Source organism: Luteimonas sp. A482 (genome assembly GCF_054072655.1).
Genome location: NZ_JBSVRO010000001.1, coordinates 562,814 through 579,105 on the forward strand (window position 1 = coordinate 562,814; position 16,292 = coordinate 579,105).

General features: G+C 58.6%; 4 protein-coding genes, 4 tRNA genes, 6 rRNA genes and 1 pseudogene. 12 read left to right on the forward strand and 3 right to left on the reverse strand.

Annotated elements, in window-relative coordinates:
- Positions 1–2 precede the first annotated feature (2 nt).
- The gene (thiE, locus tag ACW5DW_RS02490) at positions 3–737 is read right to left on the reverse strand and encodes a thiamine phosphate synthase (RefSeq protein ID WP_457017181.1); all 735 of its coding nucleotides are present in this window, start codon (positions 735–737) and stop codon (positions 3–5) included.
- Between thiE and ACW5DW_RS02495 the strand changes: the two are divergent.
- Positions 736–950: pseudogene (locus ACW5DW_RS02495) on the forward strand (rubredoxin). The gene thiE and the pseudogene ACW5DW_RS02495 overlap by 2 nt on opposite strands.
- A 76-nt stretch (positions 951–1,026) precedes the next feature.
- Here ACW5DW_RS02495 and ACW5DW_RS02500 read toward each other — a convergent pair.
- Both ACW5DW_RS02500 and ACW5DW_RS02505 read right to left on the reverse strand, forming a co-directional pair.
- A complete protein-coding gene (locus ACW5DW_RS02500; protein WP_457017183.1) occupies positions 1,027–1,872 on the reverse strand; it encodes a SirB1 family protein in 846 nt (281 codons plus the stop codon).
- 54 nt (positions 1,873–1,926) lie between these two features.
- Positions 1,927–2,376: a DUF192 domain-containing protein gene (locus ACW5DW_RS02505; RefSeq protein WP_457017185.1), complete on the reverse strand. Its 450-nt coding sequence runs from the start codon at positions 2,374–2,376 to the stop codon at positions 1,927–1,929.
- A 558-nt stretch (positions 2,377–2,934) separates the two neighbouring features.
- On the opposite strand from ACW5DW_RS02505, the gene ACW5DW_RS02510 reads away from it, so the two are divergent.
- The 11 genes from ACW5DW_RS02510 (at position 2,935) to ACW5DW_RS02560 (ending at position 16,254) form a co-directional block, all read left to right on the forward strand.
- Positions 2,935–4,479 (forward strand): 16S ribosomal RNA (locus ACW5DW_RS02510).
- A 75-nt stretch (positions 4,480–4,554) separates the two neighbouring features.
- Positions 4,555–4,631, forward strand: a tRNA-Ile gene (locus ACW5DW_RS02515).
- A gap of 50 nt (positions 4,632–4,681) precedes the next feature.
- Positions 4,682–4,757: transfer RNA gene (locus tag ACW5DW_RS02520), tRNA-Ala, on the forward strand.
- Positions 4,758–4,999: 242 nt separating this feature from the next.
- Positions 5,000–7,867, forward strand: a 23S ribosomal RNA gene (locus ACW5DW_RS02525).
- A 145-nt stretch (positions 7,868–8,012) separates the two neighbouring features.
- Positions 8,013–8,125: ribosomal RNA gene (gene rrf / locus ACW5DW_RS02530) — 5S ribosomal RNA — on the forward strand.
- Positions 8,126–8,793: 668 nt separating this feature from the next.
- Positions 8,794–10,338, forward strand: a 16S ribosomal RNA gene (locus ACW5DW_RS02535).
- A 75-nt stretch (positions 10,339–10,413) separates the two neighbouring features.
- Positions 10,414–10,490 (forward strand) — tRNA-Ile (locus ACW5DW_RS02540).
- Between the two features lie 50 nt (positions 10,491–10,540).
- Positions 10,541–10,616: transfer RNA gene (locus ACW5DW_RS02545), tRNA-Ala, on the forward strand.
- 242 nt (positions 10,617–10,858) lie between these two features.
- A 23S ribosomal RNA gene (locus ACW5DW_RS02550) occupies positions 10,859–13,726 on the forward strand.
- 145 nt (positions 13,727–13,871) lie between these two features.
- Positions 13,872–13,984: ribosomal RNA gene (gene rrf / locus ACW5DW_RS02555) — 5S ribosomal RNA — on the forward strand.
- Together the 16S, 23S and 5S rRNA genes with 4 tRNA genes alongside form the textbook arrangement of a ribosomal RNA operon.
- A gap of 155 nt (positions 13,985–14,139) precedes the next feature.
- Complete coding sequence (locus ACW5DW_RS02560; RefSeq protein WP_457017186.1) at positions 14,140–16,254, forward strand: prolyl oligopeptidase family serine peptidase; 2,115 nt, start codon at positions 14,140–14,142, stop codon at positions 16,252–16,254.
- The last annotated feature ends 38 nt before the right edge of the window (positions 16,255–16,292 follow it).

The following is a 16,292-nucleotide window of genomic DNA, read 5'->3' on the forward strand; positions in this document are numbered from 1 at the left end:
GTTCATGCCTCGGAGTCGGGAATGCGAATGGGTGCGTCGGACGTCGGCTGGACAGAATGTCCGGCGTGCCGCGGGGCGGAGCCGTGCGGCTGGAATGCGCCCAGATAAGCCTGCGCTGCGGCCGCAGGGTCGTCGGCACCGAACACGCCGCTGACCACCGCGATCAGATCGGCGCCGGCCTCGACCAGTGCTGGCGCATTGTCCGGGGTGATTCCGCCGATCGCCACCCGCGCCACGCCCAGGCCGGCGGCCTGCTGCAGCAGCGCCGGACCGGCGCGTCGCGTCGCCGCCTTCGTCGCGGTGGCGAAGAACGCGCCGAAGGCCACGTAGTCCGCACCAGCCGCCACGGCCCGCTGCGCCAGCGCCAGCGAGTCATAGCAGGAGGCGCCGACGATTGCATCGTCGCCCAGCGCTGCGCGCGCCTGGCGCAGGTCGCCGTCATCCTCGCCAAGATGGACGCCGTCGACGCCGCAATCCGCGGCCAGGCGCCAGTCGTCGTTGACGATCAGTGGCACGCCCCGTGCGCGGCACGCAGGCAGCAGGGCCTCGATCTGCGCGCGTCGCAGCGCGGGCGTCGCGGTCTTGTTGCGGTACTGCAGCCACCGCGTCCACGGCAGCACGCATTCCACCTTCGACAGCAGCAGGCCGGTATCGGCCAGGTCGGGCGTGATCGCGTAAAGACCGCGCGCGCGCGCCGTACCGGTTTCGCGCTGGCGCGATGGATGGGACAATGGCATGAGTCCTCCGACGCTTCGTGCGCCCATTATCCGATGAATGACATGTCCTACCGCAGCTGGATGTGCGTGGTCTGCGGTTTCGTCTACGACGAAGCGGCAGGCCTGCCCGATGACGGAATCGCGCCCGGCACGCGCTGGGAAGACGTTCCGGACACGTGGACCTGCCCGGATTGCGGCGTGACCAAGGACGATTTCGAGATGGTCGTCCTCTGAGGAGGCGCGGCGCAAACAGCTTTCTTTCCGGCATCCCCCGTGAAGGCGATACCTGCCAGGGACCCGCCAACGCGGCTCAGTGCAGCCGGGTCCGTTGCATTCCCGCTTCGATCAGCCGCAGCCGGATCCGCGCTGCGTCGCTGGCGTCGGGTTGACGCTGCAGATAGCGCCCCAGGTCCGCGCGCGCGCCAGCGTGGTGGCCAAGCTCCAGGTAACCCAGTCCGCGGTCGCGCAGCGCCTCGGCGTCGTCCGGCAGCAGGCTGAGCACGCGGTCCGCGCTGCGCACCGCGCGTTCCCAGTCCCCGTGCTTCTGGTAGACACCGAGCAGGTTGCGCAACATGCGTACCAGGATCGCGCGGTTCGAGGCGGGGTTGAGGATCTGCGAAAGCGCATCGTCATCGGGCACGCCGCCACCCAGGTGCGCACTTGCGCGCTGGCGCAGTTCGTCGACGTCCAGGGGGCGCCCGCGGTTGAACGGATCCATCACCAGCACGCCGTTGTCGACCGGCAGGCGCACCAGGAAGTGGCCGGGGAACGAAACCCCGTCCAGCGGCAGCCCGATCTCCCGCGACACGGCCATCTGCACGAGTGCCAGCGAAATCGGGTTGCCCAGGCGCCGCTCGAACACCTCGTTGATGTAGCTGTTGCGCGGGTCGTAGTACTCGTCGTGGTTGCCGGCATAGCCGACCTCTTCGAACAGGTACCGGTTGATCGTGCGCATCTTCAGTGCGAGGTGCGACTCGCGCTCCACCGCGCAGCGCAGGTGCGACGCATGCCCCTGCACCTGCAGCGCGTAGCGACGCGGATCAAGGCCCGGATACTCGTCCCGCGCGATCAGCAGCGCGACATCCAGCAGCGGCAGCGCCTCGTCGTCGAGCGAAGCGAGTTCGGGCCATTCAGGCAGCTTGCGGATCGGACTCATGGCCGGAAGACTGCTCTGCCCCGGCGGCTGGCGCAAGGCTGTGCTGTTGCAGGTTCAAGGGGTGTTCTGCAGCGAGGGGTGCAATCGCATGCGCGTGCCAGCCGACAGCTGCAGCCGCGCCGCCTCGCCGGCGTTGAGTTCCAGAACATAGCGCGCGGGTGCGTCGCTCGGGTACGCAGGGCACGCGTTGCCGGCCGAGCAGGGCGGCACGTCGCGCTGCTGGGACACCAGCTCCAGGGACTCGTCGAAGTACAGGATATCCAGCGGGATGCGCGTGTTCTTCATCCAGTACGCCAGCGGTTCCGTGCGGTCGTGGATGAACAGCATGCCGTGTCCATCTGCGAGAGAGTCGCGGAACATCAGGCCGCGAGCGCGTTCGGCATCGTCATCGGCCACCTCCACCGCGTAGCGCGCCCCTGCCAGCTCGACCCAGGGCGCATCCGCGCTGGCGCAGCCGGAAAGCGAAAGCGCCACCAGCGCGGCGATGTGTCGGAAAGGCAGCATGTTGCGGCTCCGCGTGCGGGATGGCGGGCAACATCGGGCAGCTGTCGGGCGGAGTCAAGGCGCCCGCGTCGCAGGGGCTATGCAAGCTCTTGGCAAACAGGCAGAATGCGCGCCCCGCTTATGCCGGGGCCGGGAACGGCAACACCCCGGGGCTGCAGCTGGACCTGAAAAATCCTTGAAAAAGGGTGTTGACGGAAAGGAAGAACGGGCTAGAATGTGCGGCTCCCTTCGACGAAACGCCTTCGGGCCGGACTGGAAGGGAGGGTCGATACCTCTCACGGGGTGTTGACAGGACAAGAGGGCCGTGGCAAGATGTGCGGCTACCTGCGGCGAAACATCCGCAGGACGGAATCGAGGCGTTGAGGCCCGGTTCCATGATCTTTGACAGTGTGCGCAGGTGACTTGTGCGGGCGTCTGGCGGGTGGATGACTGTCCATCTTGCAGACGTTCCAAACAAGAGCAACAAAGATTCAAATGCATGCAAATGCAAGCGAGTAATTGGAGCTCAGGTGAGGACGACTGCACTCAAGCAATTAGGACTTTCGGGTCCGAAAAATTTAAGTGAAGAGTTTGATCCTGGCTCAGAGTGAACGCTGGCGGCAGGCCTAACACATGCAAGTCGAACGGCAGCACAGGAGAGCTTGCTCTCTGGGTGGCGAGTGGCGGACGGGTGAGGAATACATCGGAATCTGCCTATACGTGGGGGATAACGTAGGGAAACTTACGCTAATACCGCATACGTCCTACGGGAGAAAGCGGGGGATCGCAAGACCTCGCGCGGATAGATGAGCCGATGTCCGATTAGCTAGTTGGCGGGGTAATGGCCCACCAAGGCGACGATCGGTAGCTGGTCTGAGAGGATGATCAGCCACACTGGAACTGAGACACGGTCCAGACTCCTACGGGAGGCAGCAGTGGGGAATATTGGACAATGGGCGCAAGCCTGATCCAGCCATGCCGCGTGGGTGAAGAAGGCCTTCGGGTTGTAAAGCCCTTTTGTTGGGAAAGAAAACTTTCCGGTCAATACCCGGAGAGAATGACGGTACCCAAAGAATAAGCACCGGCTAACTTCGTGCCAGCAGCCGCGGTAATACGAAGGGTGCAAGCGTTACTCGGAATTACTGGGCGTAAAGCGTGCGTAGGTGGTTCGTTAAGTCTGATGTGAAAGCCCTGGGCTCAACCTGGGAATTGCATTGGAAACTGGCGGGCTAGAGTACGGTAGAGGGTAGTGGAATTCCTGGTGTAGCAGTGAAATGCGTAGAGATCAGGAGGAACATCCGTGGCGAAGGCGACTACCTGGACCAGTACTGACACTGAGGCACGAAAGCGTGGGGAGCAAACAGGATTAGATACCCTGGTAGTCCACGCCCTAAACGATGCGAACTGGATGTTGGGTGCAATTTGGCACTCAGTATCGAAGCTAACGCGTTAAGTTCGCCGCCTGGGGAGTACGGTCGCAAGACTGAAACTCAAAGGAATTGACGGGGGCCCGCACAAGCGGTGGAGTATGTGGTTTAATTCGATGCAACGCGAAGAACCTTACCTGGCCTTGACATGTCGCGAATCCTTTAGAGATAGAGGAGTGCCTTCGGGAACGCGAACACAGGTGCTGCATGGCTGTCGTCAGCTCGTGTCGTGAGATGTTGGGTTAAGTCCCGCAACGAGCGCAACCCTTGTCCTTAGTTGCCAGCACGTAATGGTGGGAACTCTAAGGAGACCGCCGGTGACAAACCGGAGGAAGGTGGGGATGACGTCAAGTCATCATGGCCCTTACGGCCAGGGCTACACACGTACTACAATGGGAAGGACAGAGGGCTGCAAACCCGCGAGGGCAAGCCAATCCCAGAAACCTTCTCTCAGTCCGGATCGGAGTCTGCAACTCGACTCCGTGAAGTCGGAATCGCTAGTAATCGCAGATCAGCATTGCTGCGGTGAATACGTTCCCGGGCCTTGTACACACCGCCCGTCACACCATGGGAGTTTGTTGCACCAGAAGTAGGTAGTCTAACCGCAAGGAGGACGCTTACCACGGTGTGGCCGATGACTGGGGTGAAGTCGTAACAAGGTAGCCGTATCGGAAGGTGCGGCTGGATCACCTCCTTTTGAGACATAAAGACAGGATGATTGCCTGTCCAGGCGTCCGCACAAGTAACCTGCACAATCCGCACAGAACAGACTGGGTCTGTAGCTCAGGTGGTTAGAGCGCACCCCTGATAAGGGTGAGGCCGGTGGTTCGAGTCCTCCCAGACCCACCATCCAAGGCCTTGGCCCAGTTGGTGAAGTCCAGGCCCAGATTGCTATTTTCGGGGCCTTAGCTCAGCTGGGAGAGCACCTGCTTTGCAAGCAGGGGGTCGTCGGTTCGATCCCGACAGGCTCCACCAGGTTCGAAACGGATTGCTGCGCGCACACACAAAGTTTAGAAGCGGACCGGCGTTGAAGCCGGTGCGTGTTCTTTGAAAACAAGGGAAGTAGCGAGCGTTTGAGACAGTTCTGTCCAGACGTGTCGTAAGAGGCTAAGGCGGGGATCTTCGAGATCCCTAATATTTGAGTCGTTGCATACACTTCGCGTCCGTGGCTTGTAACCACGGGCACATGCTAACTCCGAGGCGACTTGGGGTTATATGGTCAAGCGAATAAGCGCACACGGTGGATGCCTTGGCGGTCAGAGGCGATGAAGGACGTGGCAGCCTGCGAAAAGTGTCGGGGAGCTGGCAACAAGCTTTGATCCGGCAATGTCCGAATGGGGAAACCCACTCCGCAAGGAGTATTGCATGGTGAATACATAGCCATGCAAGGCGAACGCGGTGAACTGAAATATCTAAGTAACCGTAGGAAAAGAAATCAACCGAGATTCCCTTAGTAGTGACGAGCGAACGGGGACTAGCCCAAAAGTCTGTGTGGTTTTAGCAAAACGGTCCTGGAAAGACCGGCCATAGAAGGTGACAGCCCTGTATGCGAAAGGGCCACGCAGATGAAATTGAGTAGGGCGGGGCACGAGAAACCCTGTCTGAACATGGGGGGACCATCCTCCAAGGCTAAATACTCCTGACCGACCGATAGTGAACCAGTACCGTGAGGGAAAGGCGAAAAGAACCCTGGTGAAGGGAGTGAAATAGATCCTGAAACCGTGTGCGTACAAGCAGTAGGAGCTCCGCAAGGAGTGACTGCGTACCTTTTGTATAATGGGTCAGCGACTTATTGTCTGTGGCAAGCTTAACCGTATAGGGGAGGCGAAGGGAAACCGAGTCTGAATAGGGCGCATAGTCGCAGGCAATAGACCCGAAACCGGGTGATCTAGTCATGGCCAGGGTGAAGGTTGAGTAACATCAACTGGAGGCCCGAACCCACGTCTGTTGCAAAAGACGGGGATGAGCTGTGATTAGGAGTGAAAAGCTAATCGAACCCGGAGATAGCTGGTTCTCCTCGAAAGCTATTTAGGTAGCGCCTCATGTGAATCCTCTCGGGGGTAGAGCACTGTCATGGCTAGGGGGTCATCGCGACTTACCAAACCATTGCAAACTCCGAATACCGAGACGGAATGCATGGGAGACACACGGCGGGTGCTAACGTCCGTCGTGAAAAGGGAAACAACCCAGACCCACAGCTAAGGTCCCCAATTTACTGCTAAGTGGGAAACGATGTGGAAAGGCACAGACAGCCAGGAGGTTGGCTTAGAAGCAGCCATCCTTTAAAGAAAGCGTAATAGCTCACTGGTCGAGTCGGTCTGCGCGGAAGATTTAACGGGGCTAAGCAGTAAACCGAAGCTTGGGGTGCATCACTTTGTGATGTGCGGTAGAGGAGCGTTCCGTAAGCCTGCGAAGGTGGATTGAGAAGTCTGCTGGAGGTATCGGAAGTGCGAATGCTGACATGAGTAACGATAATGTGGGTGAAAAACCCGCACGCCGAAAGCCCAAGGTTTCCTTGCGCAATGTTAATCAACGCAGGGTGAGTCGGCCCCTAAGGCGAGGCAGAAATGCGTAGTCGATGGGAAGCTGGTTAATATTCCAGCACCTCGCGTAAGTGCGATGGAGGGACGGAGAAGGTTAGGCAGGCCAGGCGTTGGTTGTCCTGGTGAAAGAGTTGAGGCGGTGCCCTTAGGCAAATCCGGGGGCGCAACGTTGAGACTAAGGACCGGTCCATTAGGACTAGGCTGCCGATATCACGCTTCCAGGAAAAGCTCCTAAGCTTCAGCTTACGCAGACCGTACCGTAAACCGACACAGGTGGGTAGGATGAGAATTCTCAGGCGCTTGAGAGAACTCGGGTGAAGGAACTAGGCAAAATAGCACCGTAACTTCGGGAGAAGGTGCGCCTCTTCTGGTGAATAGCTGGGGGAGGCCGAAGTGACCAGGCCGCTGCGACTGTTTATCAAAAACACAGCACTCTGCAAACACGAAAGTGGACGTATAGGGTGTGACGCCTGCCCGGTGCTGGAAGGTTAATTGATGGGGTCAGCCGCAAGGCGAAGCTCTTGATCGAAGCCCCAGTAAACGGCGGCCGTAACTATAACGGTCCTAAGGTAGCGAAATTCCTTGTCGGGTAAGTTCCGACCTGCACGAATGGCGTAACGACAGCGGCGCTGTCTCCACCCGAGACTCAGTGAAATTGAAATCGCTGTGAAGATGCAGCGTTCCCGTGGCAAGACGGAAAGACCCCGTGAACCTTTACTATAGCTTCACACTGAACGTTGAGTTCGTCTGTGTAGGATAGGTGGGAGGCTGTGAAACCCTGGCGCTAGCTGGGGTGGAGCCATCCTTGAAATACCACCCTGTCGTGCTTGACGTTCTAACCTGGGCCCGTAATCCGGGTCGGGGACCGTGTGTGGTGGGTAGTTTGACTGGGGCGGTCTCCTCCCAAAGAGTAACGGAGGAGCTCGAAGGTACGCTCAGCGCGGTCGGACATCGCGCACTGTGTGCAAAGGCATAAGCGTGCTTGACTGCAAGATCGACGGATCAAGCAGGTACGAAAGTAGGACTTAGTGATCCGGTGGTTCTGTATGGAAGGGCCATCGCTCAACGGATAAAAGGTACTCCGGGGATAACAGGCTGATACCGCCCAAGCGTCCATAGCGACGGCGGTGTTTGGCACCTCGATGTCGGCTCATCACATCCTGGGGCTGTAGTCGGTCCCAAGGGTATGGCTGTTCGCCATTTAAAGTGGTACGCGAGCTGGGTTCAGAACGTCGTGAGACAGTTCGGTCCCTATCTGCCATGGGCGTTGGAGATTTGAGAGGGGCTGCTCCTAGTACGAGAGGACCGGAGTGGACGAACCTCTGGTGTTCCGGTTGTCACGCCAGTGGCACTGCCGGGTAGCTATGTTCGGAAGCGATAACCGCTGAAAGCATCTAAGCGGGAAGCGCGCCTCAAGATGAGATCTCCCGGGACACAAGTCCCCTAAAGGAACCATCAAGACCAGGTGGTTGATAGGCTGGGTGTGTAAGCGCAGTAATGCGTTGAGCTAACCAGTACTAATGATCCGTGCGGCTTGACCATATAACCTCAAGTGGCCTTGGACTCTGCGATACGTCGCTGACAGACCAGACCAAACCAGTTCGCTACTTCCCTTCCCTTCGAGAGCGTGAGCGCTGCTCCGTCTACGGATCAATCCGTACCGGTGCCGGCGACCCTCCACGGTCTCCCTGGTGACAATAGCTGAGTGGCACCACCCGATCCCATTCCGAACTCGGAAGTGAAACGCTCATGCGCCGATGGTAGTGTGCATCCGCATGCGAGAGTAGGTCATCGCCAGGGTTTTTTATCCAAAACCCCCAGCCGAAAGGTTGGGGGTTTTTCTTTGGGCGTCGCCTGGGTCGCGATGAAAATGTGATGAGGCAGCCTGGCTCCAGGCCTGCCTGGCCAGCTCGTCGTGGTCAAGGGCCGCGCGGGGCTACGCCAGTGGCGAGGCTTGCGCACCGCTGAGCTCGGCCTTTCGAGGGCCGGCACGCTTCTCCACAAGGGGGTGACAAGCCGGACAAACGGCACTATCATGCTCGGCCGCTGAGCAGGCGTCGTGACAGCTCAGCAGGCATCAAGATTTCTTCACGAAGTGTTGACGTACAAGAATTCCGCGCTATCATGTGCGGCTCCCTTCGACGAAACGCCTTCGGGCCGGACTGGAAGGGAGGGTCGATACCTCTCACGGGGTGTTGACAGGACAAGAGGGCCGTGGCAAGATGCGCGGCTACCTGCGGCGAAACATCCGCAGGACGGAATCGAGGCGTTGAGGCCCGGTTCCATGATCTTTGACAGTGTGCGCAGGTGACTTGTGCGGGCGTCTGGCGGGTGGATGACTGTCCATCTTGCAGACGTTCCAAACAAGAGCAACAAAGATTCAAATGCATGCAAATGCAAGCGAGTAATTGGAGCTCAGGTGAGGACGACTGCACTCAAGCAATTAGGACTTTCGGGTCCGAAAAATTTAAGTGAAGAGTTTGATCCTGGCTCAGAGTGAACGCTGGCGGCAGGCCTAACACATGCAAGTCGAACGGCAGCACAGGAGAGCTTGCTCTCTGGGTGGCGAGTGGCGGACGGGTGAGGAATACATCGGAATCTGCCTATACGTGGGGGATAACGTAGGGAAACTTACGCTAATACCGCATACGTCCTACGGGAGAAAGCGGGGGATCGCAAGACCTCGCGCGGATAGATGAGCCGATGTCCGATTAGCTAGTTGGCGGGGTAATGGCCCACCAAGGCGACGATCGGTAGCTGGTCTGAGAGGATGATCAGCCACACTGGAACTGAGACACGGTCCAGACTCCTACGGGAGGCAGCAGTGGGGAATATTGGACAATGGGCGCAAGCCTGATCCAGCCATGCCGCGTGGGTGAAGAAGGCCTTCGGGTTGTAAAGCCCTTTTGTTGGGAAAGAAAACTTTCCGGTCAATACCCGGAGAGAATGACGGTACCCAAAGAATAAGCACCGGCTAACTTCGTGCCAGCAGCCGCGGTAATACGAAGGGTGCAAGCGTTACTCGGAATTACTGGGCGTAAAGCGTGCGTAGGTGGTTCGTTAAGTCTGATGTGAAAGCCCTGGGCTCAACCTGGGAATTGCATTGGAAACTGGCGGGCTAGAGTACGGTAGAGGGTAGTGGAATTCCTGGTGTAGCAGTGAAATGCGTAGAGATCAGGAGGAACATCCGTGGCGAAGGCGACTACCTGGACCAGTACTGACACTGAGGCACGAAAGCGTGGGGAGCAAACAGGATTAGATACCCTGGTAGTCCACGCCCTAAACGATGCGAACTGGATGTTGGGTGCAATTTGGCACTCAGTATCGAAGCTAACGCGTTAAGTTCGCCGCCTGGGGAGTACGGTCGCAAGACTGAAACTCAAAGGAATTGACGGGGGCCCGCACAAGCGGTGGAGTATGTGGTTTAATTCGATGCAACGCGAAGAACCTTACCTGGCCTTGACATGTCGCGAATCCTTTAGAGATAGAGGAGTGCCTTCGGGAACGCGAACACAGGTGCTGCATGGCTGTCGTCAGCTCGTGTCGTGAGATGTTGGGTTAAGTCCCGCAACGAGCGCAACCCTTGTCCTTAGTTGCCAGCACGTAATGGTGGGAACTCTAAGGAGACCGCCGGTGACAAACCGGAGGAAGGTGGGGATGACGTCAAGTCATCATGGCCCTTACGGCCAGGGCTACACACGTACTACAATGGGAAGGACAGAGGGCTGCAAACCCGCGAGGGCAAGCCAATCCCAGAAACCTTCTCTCAGTCCGGATCGGAGTCTGCAACTCGACTCCGTGAAGTCGGAATCGCTAGTAATCGCAGATCAGCATTGCTGCGGTGAATACGTTCCCGGGCCTTGTACACACCGCCCGTCACACCATGGGAGTTTGTTGCACCAGAAGTAGGTAGTCTAACCGCAAGGAGGACGCTTACCACGGTGTGGCCGATGACTGGGGTGAAGTCGTAACAAGGTAGCCGTATCGGAAGGTGCGGCTGGATCACCTCCTTTTGAGACATAAAGACAGGATGATTGCCTGTCCAGGCGTCCGCACAAGTAACCTGCACAATCCGCACAGAACAGACTGGGTCTGTAGCTCAGGTGGTTAGAGCGCACCCCTGATAAGGGTGAGGCCGGTGGTTCGAGTCCTCCCAGACCCACCATCCAAGGCCTTGGCCCAGTTGGTGAAGTCCAGGCCCAGATTGCTATTTTCGGGGCCTTAGCTCAGCTGGGAGAGCACCTGCTTTGCAAGCAGGGGGTCGTCGGTTCGATCCCGACAGGCTCCACCAGGTTCGAAACGGATTGCTGCGCGCACACACAAAGTTTAGAAGCGGACCGGCGTTGAAGCCGGTGCGTGTTCTTTGAAAACAAGGGAAGTAGCGAGCGTTTGAGACAGTTCTGTCCAGACGTGTCGTAAGAGGCTAAGGCGGGGATCTTCGAGATCCCTAATATTTGAGTCGTTGCATACACTTCGCGTCCGTGGCTTGTAACCACGGGCACATGCTAACTCCGAGGCGACTTGGGGTTATATGGTCAAGCGAATAAGCGCACACGGTGGATGCCTTGGCGGTCAGAGGCGATGAAGGACGTGGCAGCCTGCGAAAAGTGTCGGGGAGCTGGCAACAAGCTTTGATCCGGCAATGTCCGAATGGGGAAACCCACTCCGCAAGGAGTATTGCATGGTGAATACATAGCCATGCAAGGCGAACGCGGTGAACTGAAATATCTAAGTAACCGTAGGAAAAGAAATCAACCGAGATTCCCTTAGTAGTGACGAGCGAACGGGGACTAGCCCAAAAGTCTGTGTGGTTTTAGCAAAACGGTCCTGGAAAGACCGGCCATAGAAGGTGACAGCCCTGTATGCGAAAGGGCCACGCAGATGAAATTGAGTAGGGCGGGGCACGAGAAACCCTGTCTGAACATGGGGGGACCATCCTCCAAGGCTAAATACTCCTGACCGACCGATAGTGAACCAGTACCGTGAGGGAAAGGCGAAAAGAACCCTGGTGAAGGGAGTGAAATAGATCCTGAAACCGTGTGCGTACAAGCAGTAGGAGCTCCGCAAGGAGTGACTGCGTACCTTTTGTATAATGGGTCAGCGACTTATTGTCTGTGGCAAGCTTAACCGTATAGGGGAGGCGAAGGGAAACCGAGTCTGAATAGGGCGCATAGTCGCAGGCAATAGACCCGAAACCGGGTGATCTAGTCATGGCCAGGGTGAAGGTTGAGTAACATCAACTGGAGGCCCGAACCCACGTCTGTTGCAAAAGACGGGGATGAGCTGTGATTAGGAGTGAAAAGCTAATCGAACCCGGAGATAGCTGGTTCTCCTCGAAAGCTATTTAGGTAGCGCCTCATGTGAATCCTCTCGGGGGTAGAGCACTGTCATGGCTAGGGGGTCATCGCGACTTACCAAACCATTGCAAACTCCGAATACCGAGACGGAATGCATGGGAGACACACGGCGGGTGCTAACGTCCGTCGTGAAAAGGGAAACAACCCAGACCCACAGCTAAGGTCCCCAATTTACTGCTAAGTGGGAAACGATGTGGAAAGGCACAGACAGCCAGGAGGTTGGCTTAGAAGCAGCCATCCTTTAAAGAAAGCGTAATAGCTCACTGGTCGAGTCGGTCTGCGCGGAAGATTTAACGGGGCTAAGCAGTAAACCGAAGCTTGGGGTGCATCACTTTGTGATGTGCGGTAGAGGAGCGTTCCGTAAGCCTGCGAAGGTGGATTGAGAAGTCTGCTGGAGGTATCGGAAGTGCGAATGCTGACATGAGTAACGATAATGTGGGTGAAAAACCCGCACGCCGAAAGCCCAAGGTTTCCTTGCGCAATGTTAATCAACGCAGGGTGAGTCGGCCCCTAAGGCGAGGCAGAAATGCGTAGTCGATGGGAAGCTGGTTAATATTCCAGCACCTCGCGTAAGTGCGATGGAGGGACGGAGAAGGTTAGGCAGGCCAGGCGTTGGTTGTCCTGGTGAAAGAGTTGAGGCGGTGCCCTTAGGCAAATCCGGGGGCGCAACGTTGAGACTAAGGACCGGTCCATTAGGACTAGGCTGCCGATATCACGCTTCCAGGAAAAGCTCCTAAGCTTCAGCTTACGCAGACCGTACCGTAAACCGACACAGGTGGGTAGGATGAGAATTCTCAGGCGCTTGAGAGAACTCGGGTGAAGGAACTAGGCAAAATAGCACCGTAACTTCGGGAGAAGGTGCGCCTCTTCTGGTGAATAGCTGGGGGAGGCCGAAGTGACCAGGCCGCTGCGACTGTTTATCAAAAACACAGCACTCTGCAAACACGAAAGTGGACGTATAGGGTGTGACGCCTGCCCGGTGCTGGAAGGTTAATTGATGGGGTCAGCCGCAAGGCGAAGCTCTTGATCGAAGCCCCAGTAAACGGCGGCCGTAACTATAACGGTCCTAAGGTAGCGAAATTCCTTGTCGGGTAAGTTCCGACCTGCACGAATGGCGTAACGACAGCGGCGCTGTCTCCACCCGAGACTCAGTGAAATTGAAATCGCTGTGAAGATGCAGCGTTCCCGTGGCAAGACGGAAAGACCCCGTGAACCTTTACTATAGCTTCACACTGAACGTTGAGTTCGTCTGTGTAGGATAGGTGGGAGGCTGTGAAACCCTGGCGCTAGCTGGGGTGGAGCCATCCTTGAAATACCACCCTGTCGTGCTTGACGTTCTAACCTGGGCCCGTAATCCGGGTCGGGGACCGTGTGTGGTGGGTAGTTTGACTGGGGCGGTCTCCTCCCAAAGAGTAACGGAGGAGCTCGAAGGTACGCTCAGCGCGGTCGGACATCGCGCACTGTGTGCAAAGGCATAAGCGTGCTTGACTGCAAGATCGACGGATCAAGCAGGTACGAAAGTAGGACTTAGTGATCCGGTGGTTCTGTATGGAAGGGCCATCGCTCAACGGATAAAAGGTACTCCGGGGATAACAGGCTGATACCGCCCAAGCGTCCATAGCGACGGCGGTGTTTGGCACCTCGATGTCGGCTCATCACATCCTGGGGCTGTAGTCGGTCCCAAGGGTATGGCTGTTCGCCATTTAAAGTGGTACGCGAGCTGGGTTCAGAACGTCGTGAGACAGTTCGGTCCCTATCTGCCATGGGCGTTGGAGATTTGAGAGGGGCTGCTCCTAGTACGAGAGGACCGGAGTGGACGAACCTCTGGTGTTCCGGTTGTCACGCCAGTGGCACTGCCGGGTAGCTATGTTCGGAAGCGATAACCGCTGAAAGCATCTAAGCGGGAAGCGCGCCTCAAGATGAGATCTCCCGGGACACAAGTCCCCTAAAGGAACCATCAAGACCAGGTGGTTGATAGGCTGGGTGTGTAAGCGCAGTAATGCGTTGAGCTAACCAGTACTAATGATCCGTGCGGCTTGACCATATAACCTCAAGTGGCCTTGGACTCTGCGATACGTCGCTGACAGACCAGACCAAACCAGTTCGCTACTTCCCTTCCCTTCGAGAGCGTGAGCGCTGCTCCGTCTACGGATCAATCCGTACCGGTGCCGGCGACCCTCCACGGTCTCCCTGGTGACAATAGCTGAGTGGCACCACCCGATCCCATTCCGAACTCGGAAGTGAAACGCTCATGCGCCGATGGTAGTGTGCATCCGCATGCGAGAGTAGGTCATCGCCAGGGTTTTTTATCCAAAACCCCCAGCCGAAAGGTTGGGGGTTTTTCTTTGGGCGTCGCCTGGCCCTGGAAACTCCGCTCGACTTTCGGCACTGCAGGGGCCGAGGCGCGTGTGATAGCGTGCGGCCACTTTGCAGATGGAGGTGGTCGTGGCGAAATTCATGTCGATATCCGCGGCGATTGCGCTCGCGATGGGACTGGCCGCGGCGCCGGCGCATGCCAACGAGACCAACGAGGAGGCAGCGGTGTCCGATCCGTACCAGTGGCTGGAAGGCGTCGAGGATCCCAAGGCGCTGGAATGGGTCAAGGCGCAGAACGCCAATGCCGAGGCCGAGCTTGCCGCGACGCCCGAGTTCAGGCAGCTGGAAGCGGACCTGCTGGCCATCTACGACTCGGATGACAAGATTCCCGGCGTCTACAAGCAGGGTGAGTGGTACTACAACTTCTGGCGCGACAAGCAGAACCCGCGCGGCCTCTGGCGCCGGACCACGCTCGAGGAGTATCGGAAGCCCAGGCCGGAGTGGGAAGTGCTGATCGATCTCGACGCGCTGAACAAGACCGAGGGCGAGAACTGGGTCTGGCACGGTGCGGACTGCCTGCGCCCCGACTACAGCCGCTGCCTGGTCGCGCTTTCGCGCGGTGGCGCGGATGCCGACGTTACCCGCGAGTTCGATCTTGCCGGCAAGAGCTGGGTGGAAGGCGGCTTCTACCGTGAAGAAGCCAAGGGCGCGCTCAGCTGGATCGACCGCGACACTGTGTACGTGTATACCGATTTCGGCACCGGCTCGATGACGGAGTCGGGTTATCCACGCATCGTCAAGCAATGGAAGCGCGGCACGCCCCTGGAATCAGCCAGCCTGGTCTACGAGGGCAGCCCCGACGACATGTACATCGCGGCCGGCCACGACCACACGCCCGGCTTCGAGCGCGACTTCGTCAGCCGCACGCTCGCCTTCTACAACGACGAGATGTACCTGCGGCGGCCGGACGGCACGCTGGCAAGGGTCGATGCGCCCAATTCGGCCAACAAAAGCGTACACAGGGAATGGCTGACGCTCGAGCTGCGCGAGGCCTGGGAAGCCGGCGGCCGGACCTATCCGGCTGGCTCGCTGCTGGCGGCGAAGTTCGACGACTTCATGGCGGGCAAGCGCGAATTCGCCGTGCTGTTCGAGCCGAGCGAGACCACGTCGCTGGCCGGAACGTCATGGACACAGAACCATCTGGTGATCAACGTGCTGGAGGACGTCAAGAACCGGCTGATGGTCCTGACTCCGGGCGAGGACGGGTGGTCGCGCCGCCCGCTTGAAGGCGTCCCGGAGTTCGGCACGATCGGCGCCAGCGCCGTCGACAGCGATGAATCCGACGCGCTGTGGCTCACGGTGACCGACTACCTGACCCCGACCACCCTGATGCTGGGCGACGCGGGCGCGGGTGCGGCGAAGCCTGAAGTCCTCAAGACCATGCCGACCTTCTTCGACGCGTCGAAGCACGTCGTCGAGCAGCACTTCGCGACGTCGAAGGATGGAACCCGCGTGCCGTACTTCCTGGTCCGCCAGAAGAACCTGGTCCATGACGGCGGCAACCCGACCCTGCTCTACGGCTATGGCGGGTTCGAGATCTCGCTGACCCCGGGCTATTCCGGTGGCGTCGGCAAGGGTTGGCTGGAGAAGGGTGGCGTGTACGCGGTCGCCAACATCCGCGGCGGCGGCGAGTACGGCCCGCGCTGGCACCAGTCTGCGCTCAAGGCCAACCGCCACAAGGCGTATGAGGATTTCGCGGCGGTGGCACAGGATCTGATCACGCGCAAGATCACCTCGCCGCAGCACCTGGGAATCCGTGGTGGCAGCAACGGCGGCCTGCTGACCGGCAACATGCTCACGCAGTACCCGGAGCTGTTCGGCGCGGTCGTGATCCAGGTGCCGCTGCTGGACATGCAGCGCTACAACAAGCTGCTGGCCGGCGCATCGTGGATGGCCGAGTACGGCAATCCCGACATCGCCGAAGAGTGGGAATACATCCGCACCTTCTCGCCTTACCATCTGTTCGATCCGGCGAAGGACTATCCCGCCACGATCCTGCTGACCTCGACCCGCGACGACCGCGTGCATCCTGGCCACGCCCGCAAGATGTTCGCGAAGATGCAGGCAGCCGGCAAGGACGTGCGCTACTACGAGAACATCGAGGGTGGCCACGGTGGCGCCGCGGACAACCGCCAGGCCGCGCACATGGACGCGCTGTACCTGAGCTTCCTCTGGCAGCAGCTCGGCCGTCGATGACATGACCCGCGCCGCCCTGCACCAGGGGTGGCGCAGCC